The sequence below is a fragment of the Bacillus sp. V3-13 genome (assembly GCF_002860165.1).
Lineage (GTDB): Bacteria > Bacillota > Bacilli > Bacillales > Cytobacillaceae > Bacillus_BJ.
This window is the reverse complement of record NZ_PGUZ01000005.1, coordinates 65,556-84,680: the sequence shown is the minus strand read 5'-3', so window position 1 is coordinate 84,680 and position 19,125 is coordinate 65,556. Positions and strand designations below refer to the sequence as shown.

Annotated in this window: 15 protein-coding genes; 7 read left to right on the top strand and 8 right to left on the bottom strand. The window is 41.6% G+C overall.

Annotation, left to right across the window (positions count from 1 at the left end):
* The first annotated feature begins 120 nt into the window (after positions 1 to 120).
* Positions 121 to 2,364 (top strand): alpha-galactosidase, encoded by a 2,244-nt coding sequence (locus tag CU633_RS02450; RefSeq protein WP_101658141.1) that lies wholly within the window; start codon positions 121 to 123, stop codon positions 2,362 to 2,364.
* A 251-nt stretch (positions 2,365 to 2,615) separates the two neighbouring features.
* On the opposite strand, the gene CU633_RS02445 is transcribed toward CU633_RS02450, so the two are convergent.
* A complete protein-coding gene (locus CU633_RS02445; RefSeq protein WP_308314688.1) occupies positions 2,616 to 3,578 on the bottom strand; it encodes a molybdopterin-dependent oxidoreductase in 963 nt (320 codons plus the stop codon).
* A 684-nt stretch (positions 3,579 to 4,262) separates the two neighbouring features.
* Here CU633_RS02445 and CU633_RS02440 point away from each other — a divergent pair.
* Positions 4,263 to 4,454, top strand: coding sequence for a PTS glucitol/sorbitol transporter subunit IIA (locus CU633_RS02440; RefSeq protein ID WP_101658140.1), 192 nt, complete (start codon positions 4,263 to 4,265; stop codon positions 4,452 to 4,454).
* Between the two features lie 91 nt (positions 4,455 to 4,545).
* Here CU633_RS02440 and CU633_RS02435 read toward each other — a convergent pair whose 3' ends face one another.
* Positions 4,546 to 4,989, bottom strand: coding sequence for an Hsp20/alpha crystallin family protein (locus tag CU633_RS02435; RefSeq protein ID WP_101658139.1), 444 nt, complete (start codon positions 4,987 to 4,989; stop codon positions 4,546 to 4,548).
* A 221-nt stretch (positions 4,990 to 5,210) separates the two neighbouring features.
* Here CU633_RS02435 and htpG point away from each other — a divergent pair, with 221 nt between their 5' ends.
* From htpG to CU633_RS02415, 4 genes are all read left to right on the top strand, one after another.
* Complete coding sequence (gene htpG / locus CU633_RS02430) at positions 5,211 to 7,091, top strand: molecular chaperone HtpG (RefSeq protein WP_101658138.1); 1,881 nt, start codon at positions 5,211 to 5,213, stop codon at positions 7,089 to 7,091.
* Positions 7,092 to 7,208: 117 nt separating this feature from the next.
* A complete protein-coding gene (locus CU633_RS02425; RefSeq protein WP_101658137.1) occupies positions 7,209 to 8,324 on the top strand; it encodes an NAD(P)/FAD-dependent oxidoreductase in 1,116 nt (371 codons plus the stop codon).
* A gap of 208 nt (positions 8,325 to 8,532) precedes the next feature.
* Positions 8,533 to 9,375: a KPN_02809 family neutral zinc metallopeptidase gene (gene ypfJ, locus CU633_RS02420; RefSeq protein WP_101658136.1), complete on the top strand. Its 843-nt coding sequence runs from the start codon at positions 8,533 to 8,535 to the stop codon at positions 9,373 to 9,375.
* 92 nt (positions 9,376 to 9,467) lie between these two features.
* Positions 9,468 to 9,968: a cupin domain-containing protein gene (locus CU633_RS02415; protein WP_101658135.1), complete on the top strand. Its 501-nt coding sequence runs from the start codon at positions 9,468 to 9,470 to the stop codon at positions 9,966 to 9,968.
* Between the two features lie 95 nt (positions 9,969 to 10,063).
* Here the strand turns inward: CU633_RS02415 and CU633_RS02410 are convergent, their stop codons facing one another.
* From CU633_RS02410 to CU633_RS02385, 6 genes are all read right to left on the bottom strand, one after another.
* Positions 10,064 to 11,137, bottom strand: coding sequence for an ABC transporter substrate-binding protein (locus CU633_RS02410; RefSeq protein WP_101658134.1), 1,074 nt, complete (start codon positions 11,135 to 11,137; stop codon positions 10,064 to 10,066).
* The gene (locus tag CU633_RS02405) at positions 11,134 to 11,937 is read right to left on the bottom strand and encodes an ABC transporter permease (RefSeq protein WP_101658133.1); all 804 of its coding nucleotides are present in this window, start codon (positions 11,935 to 11,937) and stop codon (positions 11,134 to 11,136) included. Before CU633_RS02405 ends, CU633_RS02410 begins: the two co-directional genes overlap by 4 nt.
* 1 nt (position 11,938) lies before the next feature.
* Positions 11,939 to 12,742, bottom strand: a complete 804-nt coding sequence (locus tag CU633_RS02400; protein ID WP_101658132.1) for an ABC transporter permease — start codon at positions 12,740 to 12,742, stop codon at positions 11,939 to 11,941.
* Complete coding sequence (locus CU633_RS02395; protein WP_101658131.1) at positions 12,732 to 13,841, bottom strand: ABC transporter ATP-binding protein; 1,110 nt, start codon at positions 13,839 to 13,841, stop codon at positions 12,732 to 12,734. Before CU633_RS02395 ends, CU633_RS02400 begins: the two co-directional genes overlap by 11 nt.
* A 682-nt stretch (positions 13,842 to 14,523) precedes the next feature.
* Positions 14,524 to 14,739, bottom strand: coding sequence for a twin-arginine translocase TatA/TatE family subunit (locus CU633_RS02390; protein ID WP_101658130.1), 216 nt, complete (start codon positions 14,737 to 14,739; stop codon positions 14,524 to 14,526).
* A gap of 35 nt (positions 14,740 to 14,774) precedes the next feature.
* Positions 14,775 to 16,220 (bottom strand): alkaline phosphatase PhoX, encoded by a 1,446-nt coding sequence (locus tag CU633_RS02385; protein ID WP_101658129.1) that lies wholly within the window; start codon positions 16,218 to 16,220, stop codon positions 14,775 to 14,777.
* A 538-nt stretch (positions 16,221 to 16,758) separates the two neighbouring features.
* Here CU633_RS02385 and CU633_RS02380 point away from each other — a divergent pair.
* On the top strand, positions 16,759 to 18,807 hold the full coding sequence (locus CU633_RS02380) for a catalase (RefSeq protein WP_101658128.1): 2,049 nt from the start codon (positions 16,759 to 16,761) through the stop codon (positions 18,805 to 18,807).
* Positions 18,808 to 19,125 lie beyond the last annotated feature (318 nt).

The window sequence follows — 19,125 nt, the reverse complement described above, 5'->3', positions numbered from 1 at the left end:
GATACTAACCTTCAAAATAAGAAGCATTGGCTTGTATATTTATAAGTAAAGAGTCTGGCTGCACGGGCTCTTTACTATGTTACATGGTATCACAAACCTATTTAGGATAAGGAGAAAAATATGCTTATTCATATTAACCAGGAGAGCAAGCAGTTCCATTTAACAAATGGTCAAGTGAGTTATATTTTTCATGTGATGAAAAACGGTCAGTTAGGCCATCTTTATTATGGGAAGGCTTTACGTCACAGATTAGATTTTTCTCATTTGCAGACGTATGATGTACCAACAGCAGCTAGTTGCCATGTCTATGAGGATGATCCTGCGTTTAGTTTGGAAACATTGCGTCAAGAATACCCTGCATACGGAAATTCTGATTTCCGGGAACCCGCGGTCAGAGTGAGTAAACATAGCGATAACCATGTTGCTGATTTCAAATATGAATCTTTTCGGATACTAGAAGGAAAGCCGCGTCTTGAAAGGCTCCCGGCTACCTACACAGAAGAAAATCATGAAGCTAATACCCTCCAAATCATCTTAAGAGATCAATACCTTCAAGCGGAATTAATCTTAAATTATACTATTTTTCAAGACAAACCAGTTATAACCAGAAGTGCTTCCTTAAAATACCACGGTACAGAGAAATTGGTTATTGATAGATTGATGGGAGCATCTATCGATCTTCCAGATAAGGATTTTATGTTTGTCCATCTAGCAGGGACTTGGTCGAGGGAGCGGAATGTCAAGGAGAGGAGACTTGAAGCAGGAATTCAATCGATTTCAAGCCTGCGCGGTGCAAGCTCTCACCATCATAATCCGTTTTTGGCGTTAAAGAGACCTCACACAACTGAACATATGGGTGAAGTATATGGCTTTAATTTTGTTTATAGCAGTAATTTTATCATGCAAGTAGAAGTTGATCATTACGATATAGCAAGACTTACTGTTGGAATTCATCCGTTTGGCTTTCTATGGAGTTTAATGCCACAGGAGTCTTTTCAAACACCAGAGGTGGTGATGGTCTATTCCGATAAAGGCTTAAATGGGATGAGCCAGGCTTTTCATAATCTTTATCGTGAGCATTTGATCCCTGGTCAATGGAAGAAGAAAGAACGCCCAATTTTGATTAATAACTGGGAAGCAACCTACTTTGATTTCAATGAAGAAAAACTCGTTAACATTGCAAAATCAGCAAGTGAATTAGGAATTGAATTGTTTGTCCTTGATGATGGTTGGTTTGGGAAAAGGAATGATGATACCTCCTCACTCGGTGATTGGCATGTAGATTTAAATAAACTTCCGAATGGTTTGGAAAGCTTGGCCAATAAGATTTCGAATCTCGGAATGAAATTTGGTCTTTGGTTTGAGCCTGAGATGATTAGCCCGAAGAGCGATTTATTTAAGGAGCATCCAGATTGGGCAGTTGGTATGCCGGGTCAACATTATACACTGGGGCGTAATCAACTCGTCCTGGATTTTTCGAGACCTGAAATTGTTGATTATATTTATGAAAAAATGTCCGATATCATTAAGCGGACAGGTTTATCTTATATTAAGTGGGATATGAATCGGAATATTACCGAAGCTTTCTCCGAAAAATTAGGCCCAAATCAGCAGGGGGAATTTTTTCATCGCTATATCTTGGGAGTATATAGCCTGTATGAACGTTTGGCGAGTGAGTTCCCACATGTTTTGTTTGAGTCTTGTGCCGGAGGCGGGGGACGATTTGATCCAGGAATGATGTACTACGCACCGCAAGCTTGGACAAGTGATGACACGGATGCCGTAGAAAGGTTAAAGATTCAATATGGAACATCCTTTGCCTACCCATTGTATAGCATGGGATCCCATGTTTCGGCTGTTCCTAATCACCAAACATTGCGTACTACACCGTTATCAACGCGGGCTAATACTGCTTACTTCGGAACATTTGGATATGAATTAGACCCCTTAAAGTTAACAGAAGAAGAACGGCGGGATATTAAAGCGCAAGTTGCTTTCTATAAAATGCACAGACGCTTGATTCGTGATGGCCATTTTTATCGCCTTTTAAGTCCCTTTTCCGAAAATGAAACTGCGTGGATGGTAGTTAGTCCTGACCATTCAGAGGCACTTGTTGGTTGGTATAAGGTTCTGGCAACACCAAACTCACCAAAGCATCAAACATTACGTCTCAGTGGATTAGATGAAACAAAAATCTATGAGGTAATCGGAAGTAATCAGTTATATTATGGCGATGAACTGATGGCGATTGGTCTTAAACTTCCAACAGAGTTTAACGGTGTCAACAGCAAAACGGCTAAGCGCGGTGGCGACTTCCAATCACATGTTTTCTATTTAAAAAGTACAGAGGAACAAGTAATTTAAAGGGTATTTTGATGAGATGATTGTAAGATTAGCTTTTACGCGTCTCGCTCAAGAAACAAGCAGGATTTTTGAATCCTGCTTGTTCATTTTCAGTAGAAGGTTGTTCCGGCATTTAGATAGGAACTCGTTACACCTTGCAAAGAACTATTCGATTTTTACGCTAATTTTATCTATTGCGTTATACCCATACCCTTTACTATTCCAAAAAGGGCTTGTTGGTTGGGTTCTATTATATGAATCTGTAGCTTTTGTCATAATGGTATATTCGCCTTTTCAGTAACGGACCATTCATATGACCATGAAACCCAGTGATATCCTTCGCTTCTTTGCTTTTTCAATGTAGTATCCAGCCACGTTCTCCCGTTATCAAAACTGATCTCTACCTTTGTAATGAAGCTCATACCGGTCCAGGCAATGCCCCTGATTAAGTGTGTTCCGGTATTAAGAATTTCCAAATTTAACGGGTTTTGTATAGTAGAATTTACATTAATATTTGTTACAGGAAAAGCACCTGCATCGTTTTGCTTATTTGGATAATATACATAATCAATGGTTTGAAAAGGACCGATAAATTTAGAATTAATGATGCTAATCTGTTTAATCCACTTTACTGAGGCCATGGCATACCATTGCGGAACAATTAACCTTAATGGGTAGCCGTGCTTAAATGGAATTGGTTGATTATTATATTCATAAGCAATAATCGTGTCGGGATGCAGCGCTTTGTCTATTGGCAGACTTCGTGTAAAAGAATAAACATTATCTAAATCTTTTCGTTCTCCATAATCATAGCCTTCCACAACAACCTCGGTTGCACCCTCTCTTACTCCTGTTATTTCAAGTAGTGTTCTTAAGGAAACGCCCTTCCAGTGTCCTTGGCTGATCGCACCTTTACCCCATTGCTCCCCAAACACTTCAGGCTCAAATAAACTGCGTTTGTTTCCAGCACATTCGAGGACGACTTTAATCTTTTTCGAAGGCAGTTTCATAATATCCTGCAAGGAAAATAAACTTGGTGCATCGACTAAACCATTTATAGCAAGCCAATAATTAGAGTAAGTAAGCGATGTATATGCAAAATGATTTCGCCTAAAGAAAGTTTGGTTATCCATCGTATCTTCTTTGATGAAATGAATGGGCGTTTCTTGATTTTCCGGCTTTAAACTGCGAGTAATTAGATAGGGTTTTACAAATGGATCGGCTGGTTTTGACATGTTTACCTCCTACGTTATGAAGATCGGTAATCATATATTTATGCGAATAGGCCGCCATTATGTAATTCATTGAAATGATCGGGCAAGGGATCATTCGTTTTATTGACAAGTGAAACCGTCATCGCCATTCAATTTCTTATTATGATCCTCAAGTGTAAGTCCAGAGTTTTTTTTTCGCTATTTTTTCAGAGAGTTATTCAGGGGCTTGATGTAACGCAAAAAATTCTGTGGCGAGTTCGTTCAGCAATCCCTACTTAGATGTAGGTACTGGCTATTTTATTTATTCTTGTTACTTTGAACTGAGAAATCAAGGACAAAAATGTATCAACGGGATACGCAGTATTCTTTTAAAGGATTGGTTTTTGAATGAAATAAAAGAATGTAAGTGTCAAGTTAAATTTGTTTAACAGGTTACAAGGAACTATAAAAAAAGTGCCTATCCCCTACCATGTATTAAACGGAATGGGATGGCACTTTTTTTATTCAAAAAATTAAGGTCTATATGGGCCAAATATAAATAATGCCACCCTTTTCAATTTCAATGAAAAATTGTGTATTAATCTGTTACTTAAAACTTCTTATACTGAAACCATAATTTGAAAACGCTTCACATAACACAGGATAAGGAGGAATTGGTGTTGAATAGTTCTTGGCTTGATTTAGAAGAGAAAGTGGCAATAGACTATTAGATTCAATAATGAAAAGTTTGATATCACGTCTGTTGGAGATATTGTCCAAAAAAACCTAACCACTTTAGGGCACATTACTTTGCGTTTTGATGGTTCGACAACTCCGGACTTACCTGGCACCTTGTACTTAGAAAATAAACAAATTCCTTTAATTGAATTGGGTACTGAACTTAAGATTGTAGAATAGTCGTTTTTATCAGTTACGCAAATAAAATGAAAGAATCCTTACCCAATTAGGATAAGGATTCTTTTAAGAAGTAACCAACCCACTAACCATATTAATGAAACTCAACATCAATTCTTCTCCTGTTATCAGCTTGCAGCTTTGGCATATGGATTTCCAGAACTCCATTTCTATATGTTGCTCGCACACCGTCTTCAGAAACGCGGCTTGGCAAGGTAACTGAACGTTGAAAACGGCCAACAAAACGTTCTCTTCTGTGCATATTTTCTTCTTTTAACTCATTCACTCTGTTAACAGTCCCGCTAATCGTAAGCATGTTATTGTCAATGTTGATATTGACATCTTCCTTCTTTTCCAAGCCGGGAATATCACAAGTGGCTACAATTTCGTTTTCCGTTTCATGAATATCAATACTTGGTGTGCCAAAGTTTTGGCCAAATCCAGTTCTTGTTGTTGGAAAATCAGCTGTGAAGAAGCGGTCTAATTCTCTTCTGACGTTTTCAAGATGGCGAAATGGTTCATAAGGGATCAATGACATGTAATTACCTCCTGTAAGTGAAGTTTAACAGGATTATTTTATCTAAATAATTTGTTGTTATTCATAAATAGCGAAACTCCGAAAAAGACGACTACATATTTGACAGAAGCTGCAGTGTATGATATTTAATTAGTGATTAGCACTCGATTAGATAGAGTGCTAATAATATGAATATCCGGGATTGCAACTCACATAACGTTCGAATGAAAGGAGAAACTTTAATGGCAAAAAAGCAGTTTAAAGCAGAATCTAAAAGACTATTGGAAATGATGATTAACTCCATTTATTCTCAGCGGGAGGTATTTTTAAGAGAGTTAATTTCCAATGCCAGTGATGCAATCGATAAAATCTATTACAAAGCCTTAACCGATGATTCTTTAACTTTTAATAAAGACAGCTATTACATAAAAGTCGTGCCAGACAAAGCAGATAGAACGCTGAAAATCATAGATACTGGTATCGGAATGACGAAAGAAGAGCTCGAGAGCAACCTTGGAACCATTGCCAGGAGTGGCTCTTTGGCATTTAAAAATGAAAACGAAGCGAAAGATGGGCATAATATCATTGGCCAATTCGGTGTTGGGTTCTATGCAGCTTTCATGGTCGCTGATGTGGTTACTGTCATCAGCAAGGCTTTAGGCAGCGATGAAGCTTACAAGTGGGAATCAAAAGGGGCAGATGGATACACAATCATACCATATGAAAAAGAGTCTGTTGGTACAGAAATTATTCTAAAAATCAAAGAGAACACAGAAGAAGAGAAATATGATCAGTATTTAGACGAATACCAATTAAAACAGATCATCAAAAAATATTCTGATTTCATCCGATACCCAATTAAAATGGATGTTACCGGGCGGAGGCTTAAAGAAGGAAGCGAAAACGAATACGAAGATTATCAGGAAGAACAGATTATCAACAGCATGGTTCCGATTTGGAGAAAGAATAAAAATGAGCTTACTCCTGAAGACTATGAAAATTTTTATATGGAAAAACATTACGGTTTTGATAAGCCGATCAAGCACATCCATATCAATGTCGATGGCGCCGTCAGATATAATGCCATATTATATATCCCGGAAAAAATCCCGTTTGACTACTACTCCAAGGAATATGAAAAGGGTCTGGAGTTATATTCGAACGGAGTGTTGATCATGAGCAAGTGCGGCGACTTGCTTCCTGACTATTTTAGCTTTGTGAAAGGAATGGTGGATTCCGAAGATTTATCGCTTAACATATCGAGGGAAATGCTGCAGCAGGACCGGCAATTGAAGCTGATCGCCAAAAATATCAACAAGAAAATCAAAAGCGAACTGCAAAGTTTATTGAAGAATGATAGAGACAAGTATGAAGAATTTTATAAATCATTTGGCCGGCAGTTAAAATATGGGGTATACAGTGATTTTGGCGCCAATAAAGAAGATTTGCAGGACTTGTTAATGTTTTACTCATCGAAAGAGAAGAAGCTGGTCACTTTGGATGAATATGTTTCGAGAATGCCGGAGGACCAAAAATATATTTATTATGCTTCCGGGGAATCGTATGAACGAATTGAAAAGCTTCCACAGACAGAGCTGGTTTCTGAAAAGGGATATGAAATACTATACTTCACCGAGGATATTGATGAGTTTGCAATCAAAATGTTAATGAACTATAAGGATAAAGAATTTAAATCAGTATCAAGCGGGGACTTAGGGATTGAAACAGAAGAAAACCAAGATAATGCCAGCTCGGAAGACAATGAAAACAAAGACCTCTTTGACTGCATGAAAAATATTTTATCCGGCAAAGTGAAGGATGTCAGGGTATCAAAAAGATTGAGGTCCCATCCAGTATGTTTATCCACTGATGGTGAAGTGACGATTGAAATGGAAAAAATATTGAATGCAATGCCTGATAACCAAAATATAAAGGCGGAAAAAGTGTTGGAGATTAATCCGAATCATGAGGTATTCAACTCATTAAAAGATGCATTTGAGAATGATAAAGAGAAATTGAATTTATACACAAATTTACTGTACAATCAGGCACTTCTGATTGAAGGATTGCCAATCAATGATCCGGTAGAGTTTACTAATGATATTTGCAAAATAATGGTATAGAAACGTGAGCATGGGTGTTTCCCATGCTCTTTTTTTCTGTATGATAACACTCGCTTTGAGTTTCATCTCCCTCTTCTGTAAAATAAATTCATAAAAATACTTGAACGAGGAGCTTAAATGAAAGAATTTATTGTAATTGGTGCGGGGATTTTGGGTGCGTCGACAGCGTATCATTTAGCGAAAGCAGGGGGAAACGTGACCATAGTGGACCGGCACGATCCTGGACAGGCGACAGATGCAGCTGCCGGCATCATTTGTCCATGGTTGACCCAGCGGCGCAACAAGGCGTGGTATGCGCTCGCGAAAGCTGGTGCGGCATATTATTCATCTCTTATTGCGCAGCTTGAACAGGAAGGAGAAACGAAAACGGGGTACAAGCAAGTCGGAGCGATTAGTCTGGGTACGGATGCCGGCAAGCTCGAAAAGATGGAGGAGAGAGCGGCCAACAGGCGTGAAGATGCCCCTGAAATTGGCGATATTCGTCAACTGACAGCGGGGGAAACATCATCCATGTTCCCGCCTTTATCCAATGATTACAGATCTGTTTATATTAGCGGCGCGGCGCGCGTCGACGGACGTGCATTGCGGCAAGCTCTTGTAAATGCGGCGAAAAAGCAAGGCGCCAAGTTTATACACGGTTCGGCCCAACTGGAGCATACAGGTAGCTTAGTGACAAGCGTAAAGGTTGAAGATAAGCGCTATGAGGCGGAATGCGTCATTGTCACAGCAGGAGCATGGGCGGATCAGCTTTTAGCACCTCTCGGCCTTAACCTGCAGCTGACCGCGCAAAAAGCTCAAATTGTTCATCTTCGGCTCGAAGACAGCCAAACAGGCGCGTGGCCAGTCGTGATGCCTCCGAATAATCAATATATTCTCGCGTTTGATGAAGGTCGTGTGGTGGTTGGGGCCACACATGAAGACGATAAGCAATTTGATCTCCGTGTAACCGCAGGGGGCTTACATGAGGTCCTGGATAAAGGTTTAGCTGTGGCACCGGGGTTAACTGACGGTACGTTCGTTGAAGCGCGTGTCGGGTTTCGACCCTTCACACCGAACTTTCTGCCGATTATCGGAGAAGTGCCTGGTTACAAAGGCCTTCTTCTTGCAAACGGACTGGGAGCTTCAGGATTAACGGTTGGACCGTTTCTTGGTTCCCAGCTTGCCAAATTGGCCCTCGGAGAATCGGTCGATATAGACCTCGCGCTTTATGATGTGGCAGGGGCTATTGGCTGATAAAGACAATGCCATTTATTAAAAATTCGCTGTAAAGACGATGCTTCCACTGTCTGGTGAAGATATTTTAATTTTTTATCGTGCCCGTCACTCTTTTCTGTGATGGGCCTTCTTTTTAAAAAGAATATAAATAAATCTATTAATCTTGGGTATAACTCTAATAACTAATCATTCAGTTTACTTCACGTACGGACAGGAGAGGAGCAATATGCGATGGAAAGGCAGAAGAGGAAGCTCAAACGTTGAAGACCGAAGAGGCATGGGAGGAAAAACGCTTGTCGGAGGCGGTATCGGCGGCATTGTCATCCTCTTGATCGTGACTCTGCTGGGTGGTGATCCCGGAGCGATATTGAACAATATGGGGATGACAGGTTCAGACATAACCACCCCTTACGAGGAAACGGAACAGGAGAAAGAGCTTGCGGATTTCGTATCTGTCGTTCTCGCGGATACAGAGGAAGTATGGACAGAAATATTCAAGCAGCAGGGCATGGTTTACGAGAAACCGACCCTTGTCTTGTATACGGACAGCGTACAGTCCGCCTGCGGGGCGGCTGGTTCATCGGTCGGACCATTTTATTGTCCGGGTGACCGAAAGCTATACATCGATCTGAGCTTCTATGATGAACTTCAACAAAGATTTGAGGCTCCCGGGGATTTTGCGATGGCCTATGTGATTGCTCATGAAGTGGGACACCACGTGCAGACGCTTCTCGGAACGACTGAGGAGATTATGCCGCTTCGCCAGAAACTCAGTGAAACAGAGTTCAATAAGTATCAAGTGCGCTTTGAGTTGCAGGCAGACTATTATGCCGGTGTTTGGGCCCATCATGCGCAGGGAATGGATTTACTGGAGGAGGGTGACCTTGACGAGGCTTTGAATGCAGCAAGCGCTGTTGGTGATGACAGCATCCAAAAACAGTCTCAGGGCTATGTTGTACCCGAGAGCTTCACGCATGGCACTTCCGAACAGAGGAAGCGCTGGTTTTATAAAGGGTTCGAATCTGGGAGTATAGACGGAGGAGACACCTTTAATGCAAGCGATCTGTAAGGTTGATAAAGCCCATTCACGGCTGTTGATTAATATTAACGTGATTGGATCAGTGACTGACAGCAATTTTTCAGTAGAAAGGAGAAGATCATATGCAAACACAAGTAAGATCATTCATACTGAAGGACGATGGAGAAATTCCAAATAACCCGGAGCTGCCTGTTATTGTGTATGAGGGCATTTTCCGTGATAACCCGAATGGGATTGAAGCTACTTTCAACCGTCATAATTGGTCGGGCAGCTGGACAGGTGGCGTTTACGATTACCATCATTACCATAGCAACGCGCATGAGGTATTGGGCGTGAAAACTGGCAAAGCAACGATTCTTGTCGGGGGCGATCAAGGGGAGCGCCTGGAGTTGAACGCCGGTGATGTTGTTGTGCTTCCGGCCGGGACAGGCCATAAAAAGATTGAGAGCAGTGAAGATTTCGAAGTTGTTGGGGCCTATCCGGACGGGGCTGGCTACAATTTGAGAGAAAGGGATCCCGGACTGCGTGCACAGTCTCTCGCTGAAATCCGCAATGTCCCTGTTCCCGAAACCGACCCGGTTTACGGGGATAGTGGCCCCTTGCTTGAAAAATGGAACAAATAGGACGGCTTGAATATACCGAATGATTGTTACGAAAAAACTAGGGGTGCCCCAATGTTGGGACACCCTTTTGCTTCTGATAAAACTATTAGAAAAACTTATTTACGGTGCATTTTGAATTCCAGGAAAAGCTGATTGTAATAAGCCAGGTTCTTTTTACCGAGGTTTTCGTACACCTCCAGTTTTTTCGTCAACTCTGGCGGCGGATAGAATCGCTCATCGTTGACCATTTCTTCTGGCATGTACTTGAGAGCTTCTTTATTAGGCGTCGAATAGCTTACATATTCGGCATTTTGTGCCGCAATCTCGGGGTCGAGCATGAAGTTGATAAACTGATGGGCAGCTTCGATATTTTTCGCTGTTTTCGGGATGACCATATTGTCGAACCACAGATTTGAACCTTCCTCAGGCACAACATATTCCAAATCTTCATTCTCATACATAATCTCTGATGCTACTCCTGACCATACAAGGCCGATCGAGGCTTCCTGGTTTTCAAGCAGCATCCGGATTTCATCTCCAACAATTGCTTTCACATTTGGAGTCAGTGTGTCCAGCTTTTCCTTGGCTTCCTTTAAATGTTCTTTATTCGTATCGTTCAGGGAATAACCCAAGCTATTCAGTCCCATTCCGATAACTTCCCGGGCACCGTCAATCAACAGGATCTCATTTTTTAGATCCTCATCCCACAGGTCATTCCAACTGGTAATTTCCTTGCCATTAAGCATGCTCTTATTATAGACGATGCCAACGGTTCCCCAGAAATATGGGATCGAATATTTATTCTCCGGATCAAAAGGGAGATCCATAAAACGCTCATCTATATATTTTAAGTTCGGAAGCTTTGAATGATCTAACGGGACCAATAAATCGTCCTGGCGCATTTTATCGATTGTATATTCCGAGGGTACGGCGATATCATAGCTGGTACCGCCCTGTTCGATTTTGGTCATCATCGCCTCGTTGGAATCGAAAGTTTCATAGATAACTTTGATACCTGTTTCTTTCTCAAAGCGATCGACTAATTCTGCATCAATATAGTCACCCCAGTTATAAACCGTCAACGTGTTGCCGCTTGAATAGCCCTGCGCTGAGTTCAATTTGGAAATAGCATATAAAAGCACTCCGGATACAACAACGACTGCAAGAAAAACCTGGGTAAGCTTTTTCATTTTCTAACCCCCAATCCACTCGCCTTGCTGCGCTGCGTAATAAAGTAATAAATAACGACAAGCAGCATCGTGAATAGAAAAAGCAGGGTAGACAAGGCATTGATATTCAATGAAATTCCACGGCGGGCCAATGAATATATCTCCACAGAAAGCGTGGTGAATCCATTGCCGGTCACAAAAAATGTCACCGCAAAATCATCAAGTGAGTATGTTAACGCCATAAAGAAACCGGCAAAAATTCCAGGTGTGATATACGGCAATACAACCTTTGTGAGCACATTCCAGCGGTTCGCCCCGAGATCCCGGGCAGCGTCAATCAATGTTGGGCTCATCTCCATTAACTTCGGCAGTACCATCAGTACAACAATCGGGATACTAAAAGCAATATGCGACAACAATACGGAAAAAAATCCGAGTTTAATGCCGGCAATCGTGAACAAAATTAAAAACGAAGCACCAATAATAACATCGGGACTCACAATCAATACATTATTTAAAGATAATAATGTACTTTTTGTTTGTCGTATTTTAACAGAATGAATCGCCAAAGCACCAAGCACGCCAATGATGGTTGAAATAAGGGCCGATAATAAAGCAACGACAAGTGTATTCAGAACGATGATAAGGAGCCTTGTGTCCTGAAACAGTTCTTTGTACCAATCCAAGGTAAAGCCTTGGAAATCGTACATCGTGCCCCCGCTGTTAAAAGAATAGAACACTAAAAAGAAAATTGGTGCATACAGGATGAAAAAGATCGTTACCAAAAAAATTCTTGAAAAGGGAGATATTTCTGTATCCAAGCTACACACCCCTCTTTCGGTTACCCGTTACAATCATAATCAGAACCATAATAATAATTAAAAAGACAGCAATCGTCGAACCCATACCCCAATCCTGCGTAACAAGAAAATGCTGTTCAATTGCAGTACCAAGCGTGATGACCCTGTTTCCGGCAATCAATCTTGTCAGCATAAACAATGACAGCGCCGGAATAAATACAACCTGGCAGCCTGATTTTACGCCATCAATCGTCAAGGGGAAGATAACCCGGCGAAATGTCGTCCATTTGGACGCCCCCAAATCATTAGCCGCATCCAAAAGGGTCGGATTCAATTCATTTAATGAATTGAAAATCGGCAGAATCATGAACGGGATAAAAATATAAACCGATACAAAAATAAAGCTGAAATCAGTGAATAAGATTTGCTGCGACCCGATACCAATCACTTCGAGGAAGCTGTTCGCCACTCCATAAGTGCCGAAAACACCAAGGAAGGCATAGGCTTTTAAAAGTAAATTGACCCAGGAAGGGACAATAATCAATAAAAGCCAAAGCTGCTTATGTCTGGTCTTTGTTAACAAATAAGCCGTCGGATACGCAATTAATAGTGAGATGGCTGTAATTAAAAATGCATACCAGAACGAACTGAATGTCATTTTTAAGTAGACCGGTGTAAAAAATGTTTGATAATTGGCTAGCGACAAATTTCCTTCAATATCATAGAAAGAATAATAGAGAACAAGGAAAAGAGGCGCAATAACAAATAAAGCGATCCAGAGTGCATAAGGCAACATATATAAATTGCGGGTAAGCTTATTGTCCATGGCTTTCTCCGTCCGAATACGCTTCTAAACGTCGATCGAATTCTTCCTCTGTCTCACCAAAGCGCATGACATGAATAGCTTCAGGATCAAAATAGAGGCCGATTTCATCACCCACTGTTGCCTTTTTCGTTGAATGAACAAGCCACTCATTTCCATCCTGGTCGTAACTGCTGATTTCATAATGAACGCCGCGGAACAATTGGGAATCGACGCGCACTTGGAGCTTTCCACGCTCGACAGAAGTGATTTCCAAATCCTCAGGACGTATGACAATTTCTACTGGTTCATTTCGGTTGAAGCCCTTGTCGACACATTCAAATTGCTTGCCGACAAATTCCACCAGGTAATCTTCAATCATTTTTCCTTGAACAATATTTGACTCACCAATAAAATCAGCCACAAACCGGTTGATTGGCTCATCATAAATATCTGTTGGTGTACCGCTTTGCTGAATTTTCCCTTTGTTGATAACAAAAATTTCATCTGACATCGCCAGCGCTTCCTCTTGATCATGGGTTACAAAGATAAAGGTGATCCCAAGGCGGCGCTGCAGCTCACGCAACTCATATTGCATTTCTGTCCGGAGCTTCAAATCAAGTGCTGACAAAGGCTCATCAAGAAGGATCACTTCCGGTTCGTTTACAATCGCCCGGGCAATCGCCACTCGCTGGCGCTGGCCGCCGGACATTTCCCTGATTTCACGTTTTTCATAACCTTCAAGGTTAACAAAGCTAAGCGCTTCTTTCACTTTCGCTTCTATTTTTGCATTGTTCATCTTTTTTATCCGCAATCCGAACGCCACATTTTCAAATACATTTAAATGAGGAAACAGGGCGTAGTCTTGGAAAACGGTATTAACCTGGCGTTTATTGGCGGGTACATCATTTATCTTTTTTCCATTAAAATAAATCTCTCCATCAGATGCCTCTGTAAATCCGGCGATTAATCGCAGAATAGTCGTCTTGCCGCATCCGGAAGGGCCAAGGAGTGTATAAAACTTACCTCGTTCAATTTCAAAGCTCACATCATCCAGTACAGCTGGATCGTTGTCATATTGCTTCGTGACATTTTTAAATTGAATAATAGTATTGTGTGTCATAGCAACCTCCTTCTTGCTCTGGAACATTATGAGAAGCTCTCAAAATGGAGCGTAATATTAAACGTACATGAGGATTATCCAATTCAGGGATGAGCTGAAGCAACCAATGGATTCTCCGCTTTCTTAAAATTATACGTGAAAAATAGTACAATAGACATATTTCCTCGTTGTTCGATTCGGAACAATTATACATGAATTGCTTAAAAATTCAATTATTCTAGTAAATGAAACAAAATTTTCCGATCGCCAGTTATAATTATGCTATGGTTTTATCAATAGTCGTCTCGGTTTTATATCATTTGGTTCCATTTCGGAAAACGGTCAATCCGAGCGTCCGTCATTGTATCGAACGATTGACGAAGGGAAGAATAGGGTTGAAATTGTGCTGCCAATCCCGGCAGAATATTAAGGGATATTTACGGTTGTGCAGGTACCCACCTTTGATGGATCTCAAGGTACTTTGCTTGTGAATCAGGGGCCTAATGGAGATTACCTGGGTGGTAATGTGTTGGAAAAATTTATCTCAATAGACGACGGAGCTACATGGGTCTTTGCCAATCTGGTTAATCCGGATCATGTAATTGATAATTAAAGTAAAGAAGCTACTAGCGGATATTAATAAAAGAAAAAGATGTAAACCTGCTTATTCGAGGCTTACATCTTCTCTTTTAAACGCTGGGTGTTACTTGGTTCTTTCAATTGTCTGAAGCCCGAGTTTTTGTTCAGACTTATTTTTTTGTTCGTTATCACCATTCATCAAATCACTGGTAGCTTTTTTGAATTCTTTCAACGTTGTCCCAAAAGCTCGGCCAATTTCAGGGAGCTTGGAAGGACCAAAGATAATTAAGGCAATGACTAAAATAAGAATTAAACCGGGAATCCCGATATTTTGCAGCATGGTTTAACCTCCTTGGAATAAAGCATATCGAACAATTAGATAATAGGCATACCATGGCGTTCTAGTGCTGCAGCTTCTAAAATGGACATCCCCTGGTCTTCAGCAAATGCCGCAAGCTTTTCCGAAACAGCTGGAGCAAGGTTTGCAGGAGGAGCTGCATGGTTCATCGCGCGTTGACGGGCAGCATTTCTGCGCGCAAACGGTCCCCAAATGGCAAAAGTAATACCCGGGTCCTGAATATTAATGAAAAGTGTCTTTCCATCCGGGGAGAAGGCAGGGCCGGCAAACTCAGAACCATTCAGCTGGTTTTCTGCAAACGAATAAACATTGCCTTCTGGCGTCAGACCGACAATCCGATCATTTCCTGGTCCATCCTCTGCAATCCAAAGATCCCCCCATGGCGCAATCGTTATATTATCAGGCATATCCAAATCATTGGAAGCAGCCGATTCATAAAAAAGCTCCAAAGTATTCGTGGACGGGAAATATCGATAGATACGTCCATGCCTTCCATCGCCGGCACTTGTATCATCAAACCAGAATGCACCAGCAGAAAACCAGGCTCCCTCTAAACGGCTGAACTGGATACAGCCGTTAGCTTTTGCATCTTCTTTAGCCCGTTCGGGTTTGACTTCTTTCCAAACGATTCCAAACGTCTGGCCATTTCTAAACGTACTTGCTGATGATAGAGGCAACTCATCAATGGCCGCTGCCTCAAGCACGCCGCCTTTTTGCAGAGAACCAAGTTTCTGGCTGCGATCATGTGGTGTAAAACGATACAGAAAACTAGGGCTGTTATCTTCTGTCAAATACCAGATGCCTGTGGTTGGATCAACAGCACATGCTTCGTGTGAGAAATAACCCATGTCACGGATTGGAGTTTTGGACATTTCATTCTCAGGATCATGCGGATTTACTTCAAACACAAAGCCATGGCCAAGATCACGCGTCTCTTCACAGGTCAGCCAAGTCCCCCAAGTTGAAGGTCCACCGGCACAGTTGCGAATATTGCCTGAATTGGTCACATACTCTTTAATAACTTTTCGATTCGGTCCCACGACCAGAGCTGTTGTGCCGCCAGCAGCGCCCCGACTCCAAGGATTTTTCCCGTTCACCGGATATTCCGCGTTCGTGCCAAGCTCATGATTTCTTACTAGAATCGTCGTATTTTTTGGGCCCTGGAATGCAGCCATTCCATCTAAATTTCCAGGAACTAGATCACCATTCGACATTTTGTCTCCGGTTTGCGAAATGATCCGGTATTGGAATCCCTTAGGAAGATCAAGAATACCATTTGGATCTTTTACTAAAGGTCCGTAACCTCCAAAACCGCCAGTTGGTTTTCCTGTAGAAGCAGCGAAACTTTTTGTAGCGTTACTGAGGGCAAATATTCCCGTAGTGCTTAGTGTTAAGGCTAAAGTGCCCATTCCACTGACTTTTAAAAAATCCCGTCTGTTCAGGCCTGAATTACTAGCTTTCATCAAAATACCTCCACACATCGTTTTAGCTGAGATTCTCCGATAGTTAATCTATAAAAAAGTTACCAAATCATTCTTAAAGTTTTGTTAATCTACTGTTATTACTTGGTTAATGATGATAAATATAACTTATGGAATATAAAACCTATCATGCCGCAACTAAATAATGGGATTTTTACCTGCTGGAAGTAATATATAAGATCATAGAAAGTTCTGTTTCCTTAAATTCAGGTCGCACGCTTTAGGGATATTTTCATAAAATTTTACGAATGGTGCCGCTCCGATTATTAACATCGCATGTACATTTTTACGAAGTGTTTTAATAGATGTAAAAATTGTTGCAAAAATTCATAGGGAATATTGGACAATATTAATTTTCTTCGTTTTCACAGTTCTTCATATTCATGTTCATTCTTTTACTTTCCCCCTGTAAATAATCAGCATAAAGTCATGCATAAGTCCCGTTTGCCCACACTCTCAGCAGGGTACGAAGATAGAAGCAGGTTTATAAACCAAATACCTTTCAGGGAGGAGCAGCTGAATGAACGACAGGCGTAAAATGAATGAAAACAGCAAAAATGAGCAATTGGAACAGTTTCGTGTCGATGATGCAGGAAAAACAATGACGACTAATCACGGATTAAAGATTTCAGAGGATGAGTTTTCCTTAAAAGCGGGTGAGCGGGGTCCGACGTTAATGGAGGATTTTCATTTTCGCGAAAAAATGACCCATTTTGACCATGAGCGGATTCCCGAGCGGATTGTGCATGCGCGCGGTTTTGCAGCGCATGGTGAGTTTGAATTATATGAATCTATGAAAGAATATACGAAGGCTAAATTTTTGCAGGACCCAGCCGTGAAAACGCCTGTCTTTGTCCGGTTTTCCACTGTTGCCGGTTCACGCGGATCGGCTGAGACTGTCCGGGATGTGCGCGGTTTTGCGACGAAGTTTTACACTGAAGAAGGAAACTATGATTTAGTGGGCAATAATATTCCCGTCTTTTTTATTCAAGATGCGATAAAATTTCCCGATCTGATTCATGCGGTCAAACCCGAACCACATAATGAAATGCCGCAAGCAGCTTCCGCGCATGATACGTTTTGGGATTTTGTAGCCAACAACCAGGAATCGGCCCATATGATCATGTGGCACTTGTCGGATCGGGCGATTCCGAGAAGCTTCCGGATGATGGAAGGCTTCGGTGTGCACACTTTCCGCTTTGTTAATGATCAAGGGAAAGCCCAGTTTGTGAAATTCCACTGGAAGCCTGTCCTTGGTGTGCATTCTCTTGTTTGGGATGAAGCGCAGAAAATATCAGGAAAGGATCCTGACTTCCATCGCCGTGATTTGTGGGAATCGATTGAAAAAGGAGATTATCCTGAATACGAATTGGGTGTACAGCTTCTTGCCGAAGAAGATGAATTCAAATTTGATTTCGATATTCTTGATCCGACAAAAATTTGGCCGGAAGAAGATGTGCCGGTAAAAATTATTGGAAAAATGACGTTAAACCGCAATGTCGATAATGTGTTTGCCGAAACAGAGCAAGTAGCCTTTCATCCGGGCCATGTTGTGCCAGGTATAGACTTTACAAATGATCCGCTGCTGCAAGGCCGTTTATTTTCCTATACAGATACGCAGTTGATCCGCCTTGGCGGCCCAAATTTTCATGAGCTGCCGATCAATAGACCGGTCTGCCCGTTCCATAACAACCAGCGGGACGGATATGGCCGCCAAACGATTAATATAGGGCAAGTGAGCTATCATAACAATTCACTGGCGGCAAATACACCAGCCCCTGCAAGTGCGGCAGAGGGCGGTTATGTGCACTATCAGGAAAAAGTGGAAGGCCGCAAAATCCGAAGTCGGAGCGATAGTTTCAAGGACCACTTTTCACAAGCCACGATGTTTTGGAACAGCATGAGTCAGCCCGAGAAACAGCATATCATTGAAGCATTCAGTTTCGAACTGGGAAAAGTGAACAGTATGTCCGTACGGCAGCAAGTCGTCGATATGTTTGCTAACGTCAATCTCGAATTGGCGACAACGTTTGCCGAAGCGATTGGTGCAAATCCGCCTCAAGGGGGAGGCTCAAGCATCACGAAAGTCTCGCCGGCACTCAGCCAGGAAAATACAAAGAAAAAGCCAAATACGCGTAAAGTTGCTGTAATTGTAGCGAACGATTTTAACGGTACTGATCTGGCGTCAGTTCTCTCTGGGCTAAAGGCAGAGGGACTTCAGCCTGAGATTATCAGTGAAAAGCTCGGAACAATACAAGGGTCAGATGGCAGCGGTCTTGAAGTCGATCATACCTTCTTAACGGCTGATTCCGTCTTATTTGATGCAGTTTATGTCGTTGGAGGAAGCGGTGAAAGCAGAAAGTTTCAAAATGATGCTGCATACTTTGTTAATGAAGCATTCTCCCACTTTAAACCGATTGGCGCGACACATGAAGGTGTGAAATGGCTGGAAATTTTCAATATAAAGAACAGTCCAGGTGTAGTAACAGGTGAAGATATCAACGGGTTTGTCAGAGAATTTGTTGCAGCCGTTGCGGCCCACCGCCACTGGGACCGGCAAATTGTGTAAACCCCGATAAACCGGAGAGCTTTCCCTCTCTGGTTTTTTATTGAAAATTACTTGCAAAAGTTGAAGCTGAATACAATTTTTGTAGACGCAAATTGAGTAACCATTGAGTAACAAACGTGTTTAACTCGATATACATGAGGACTTTTACGAAGAAAAGTGATATCTAAATTAACGAAGTGTTTGTACGAGAGGCGGTCCAAGTGTGATTAAGTCCAGATAAAGAAAAAAATTTCAGCTAAATTGAATTAATTTTGTTAAATGTTTATCAACGAAAGGACTATAGACACAGATCTTTAGAAGTAGAAAAGGGTAAAACGG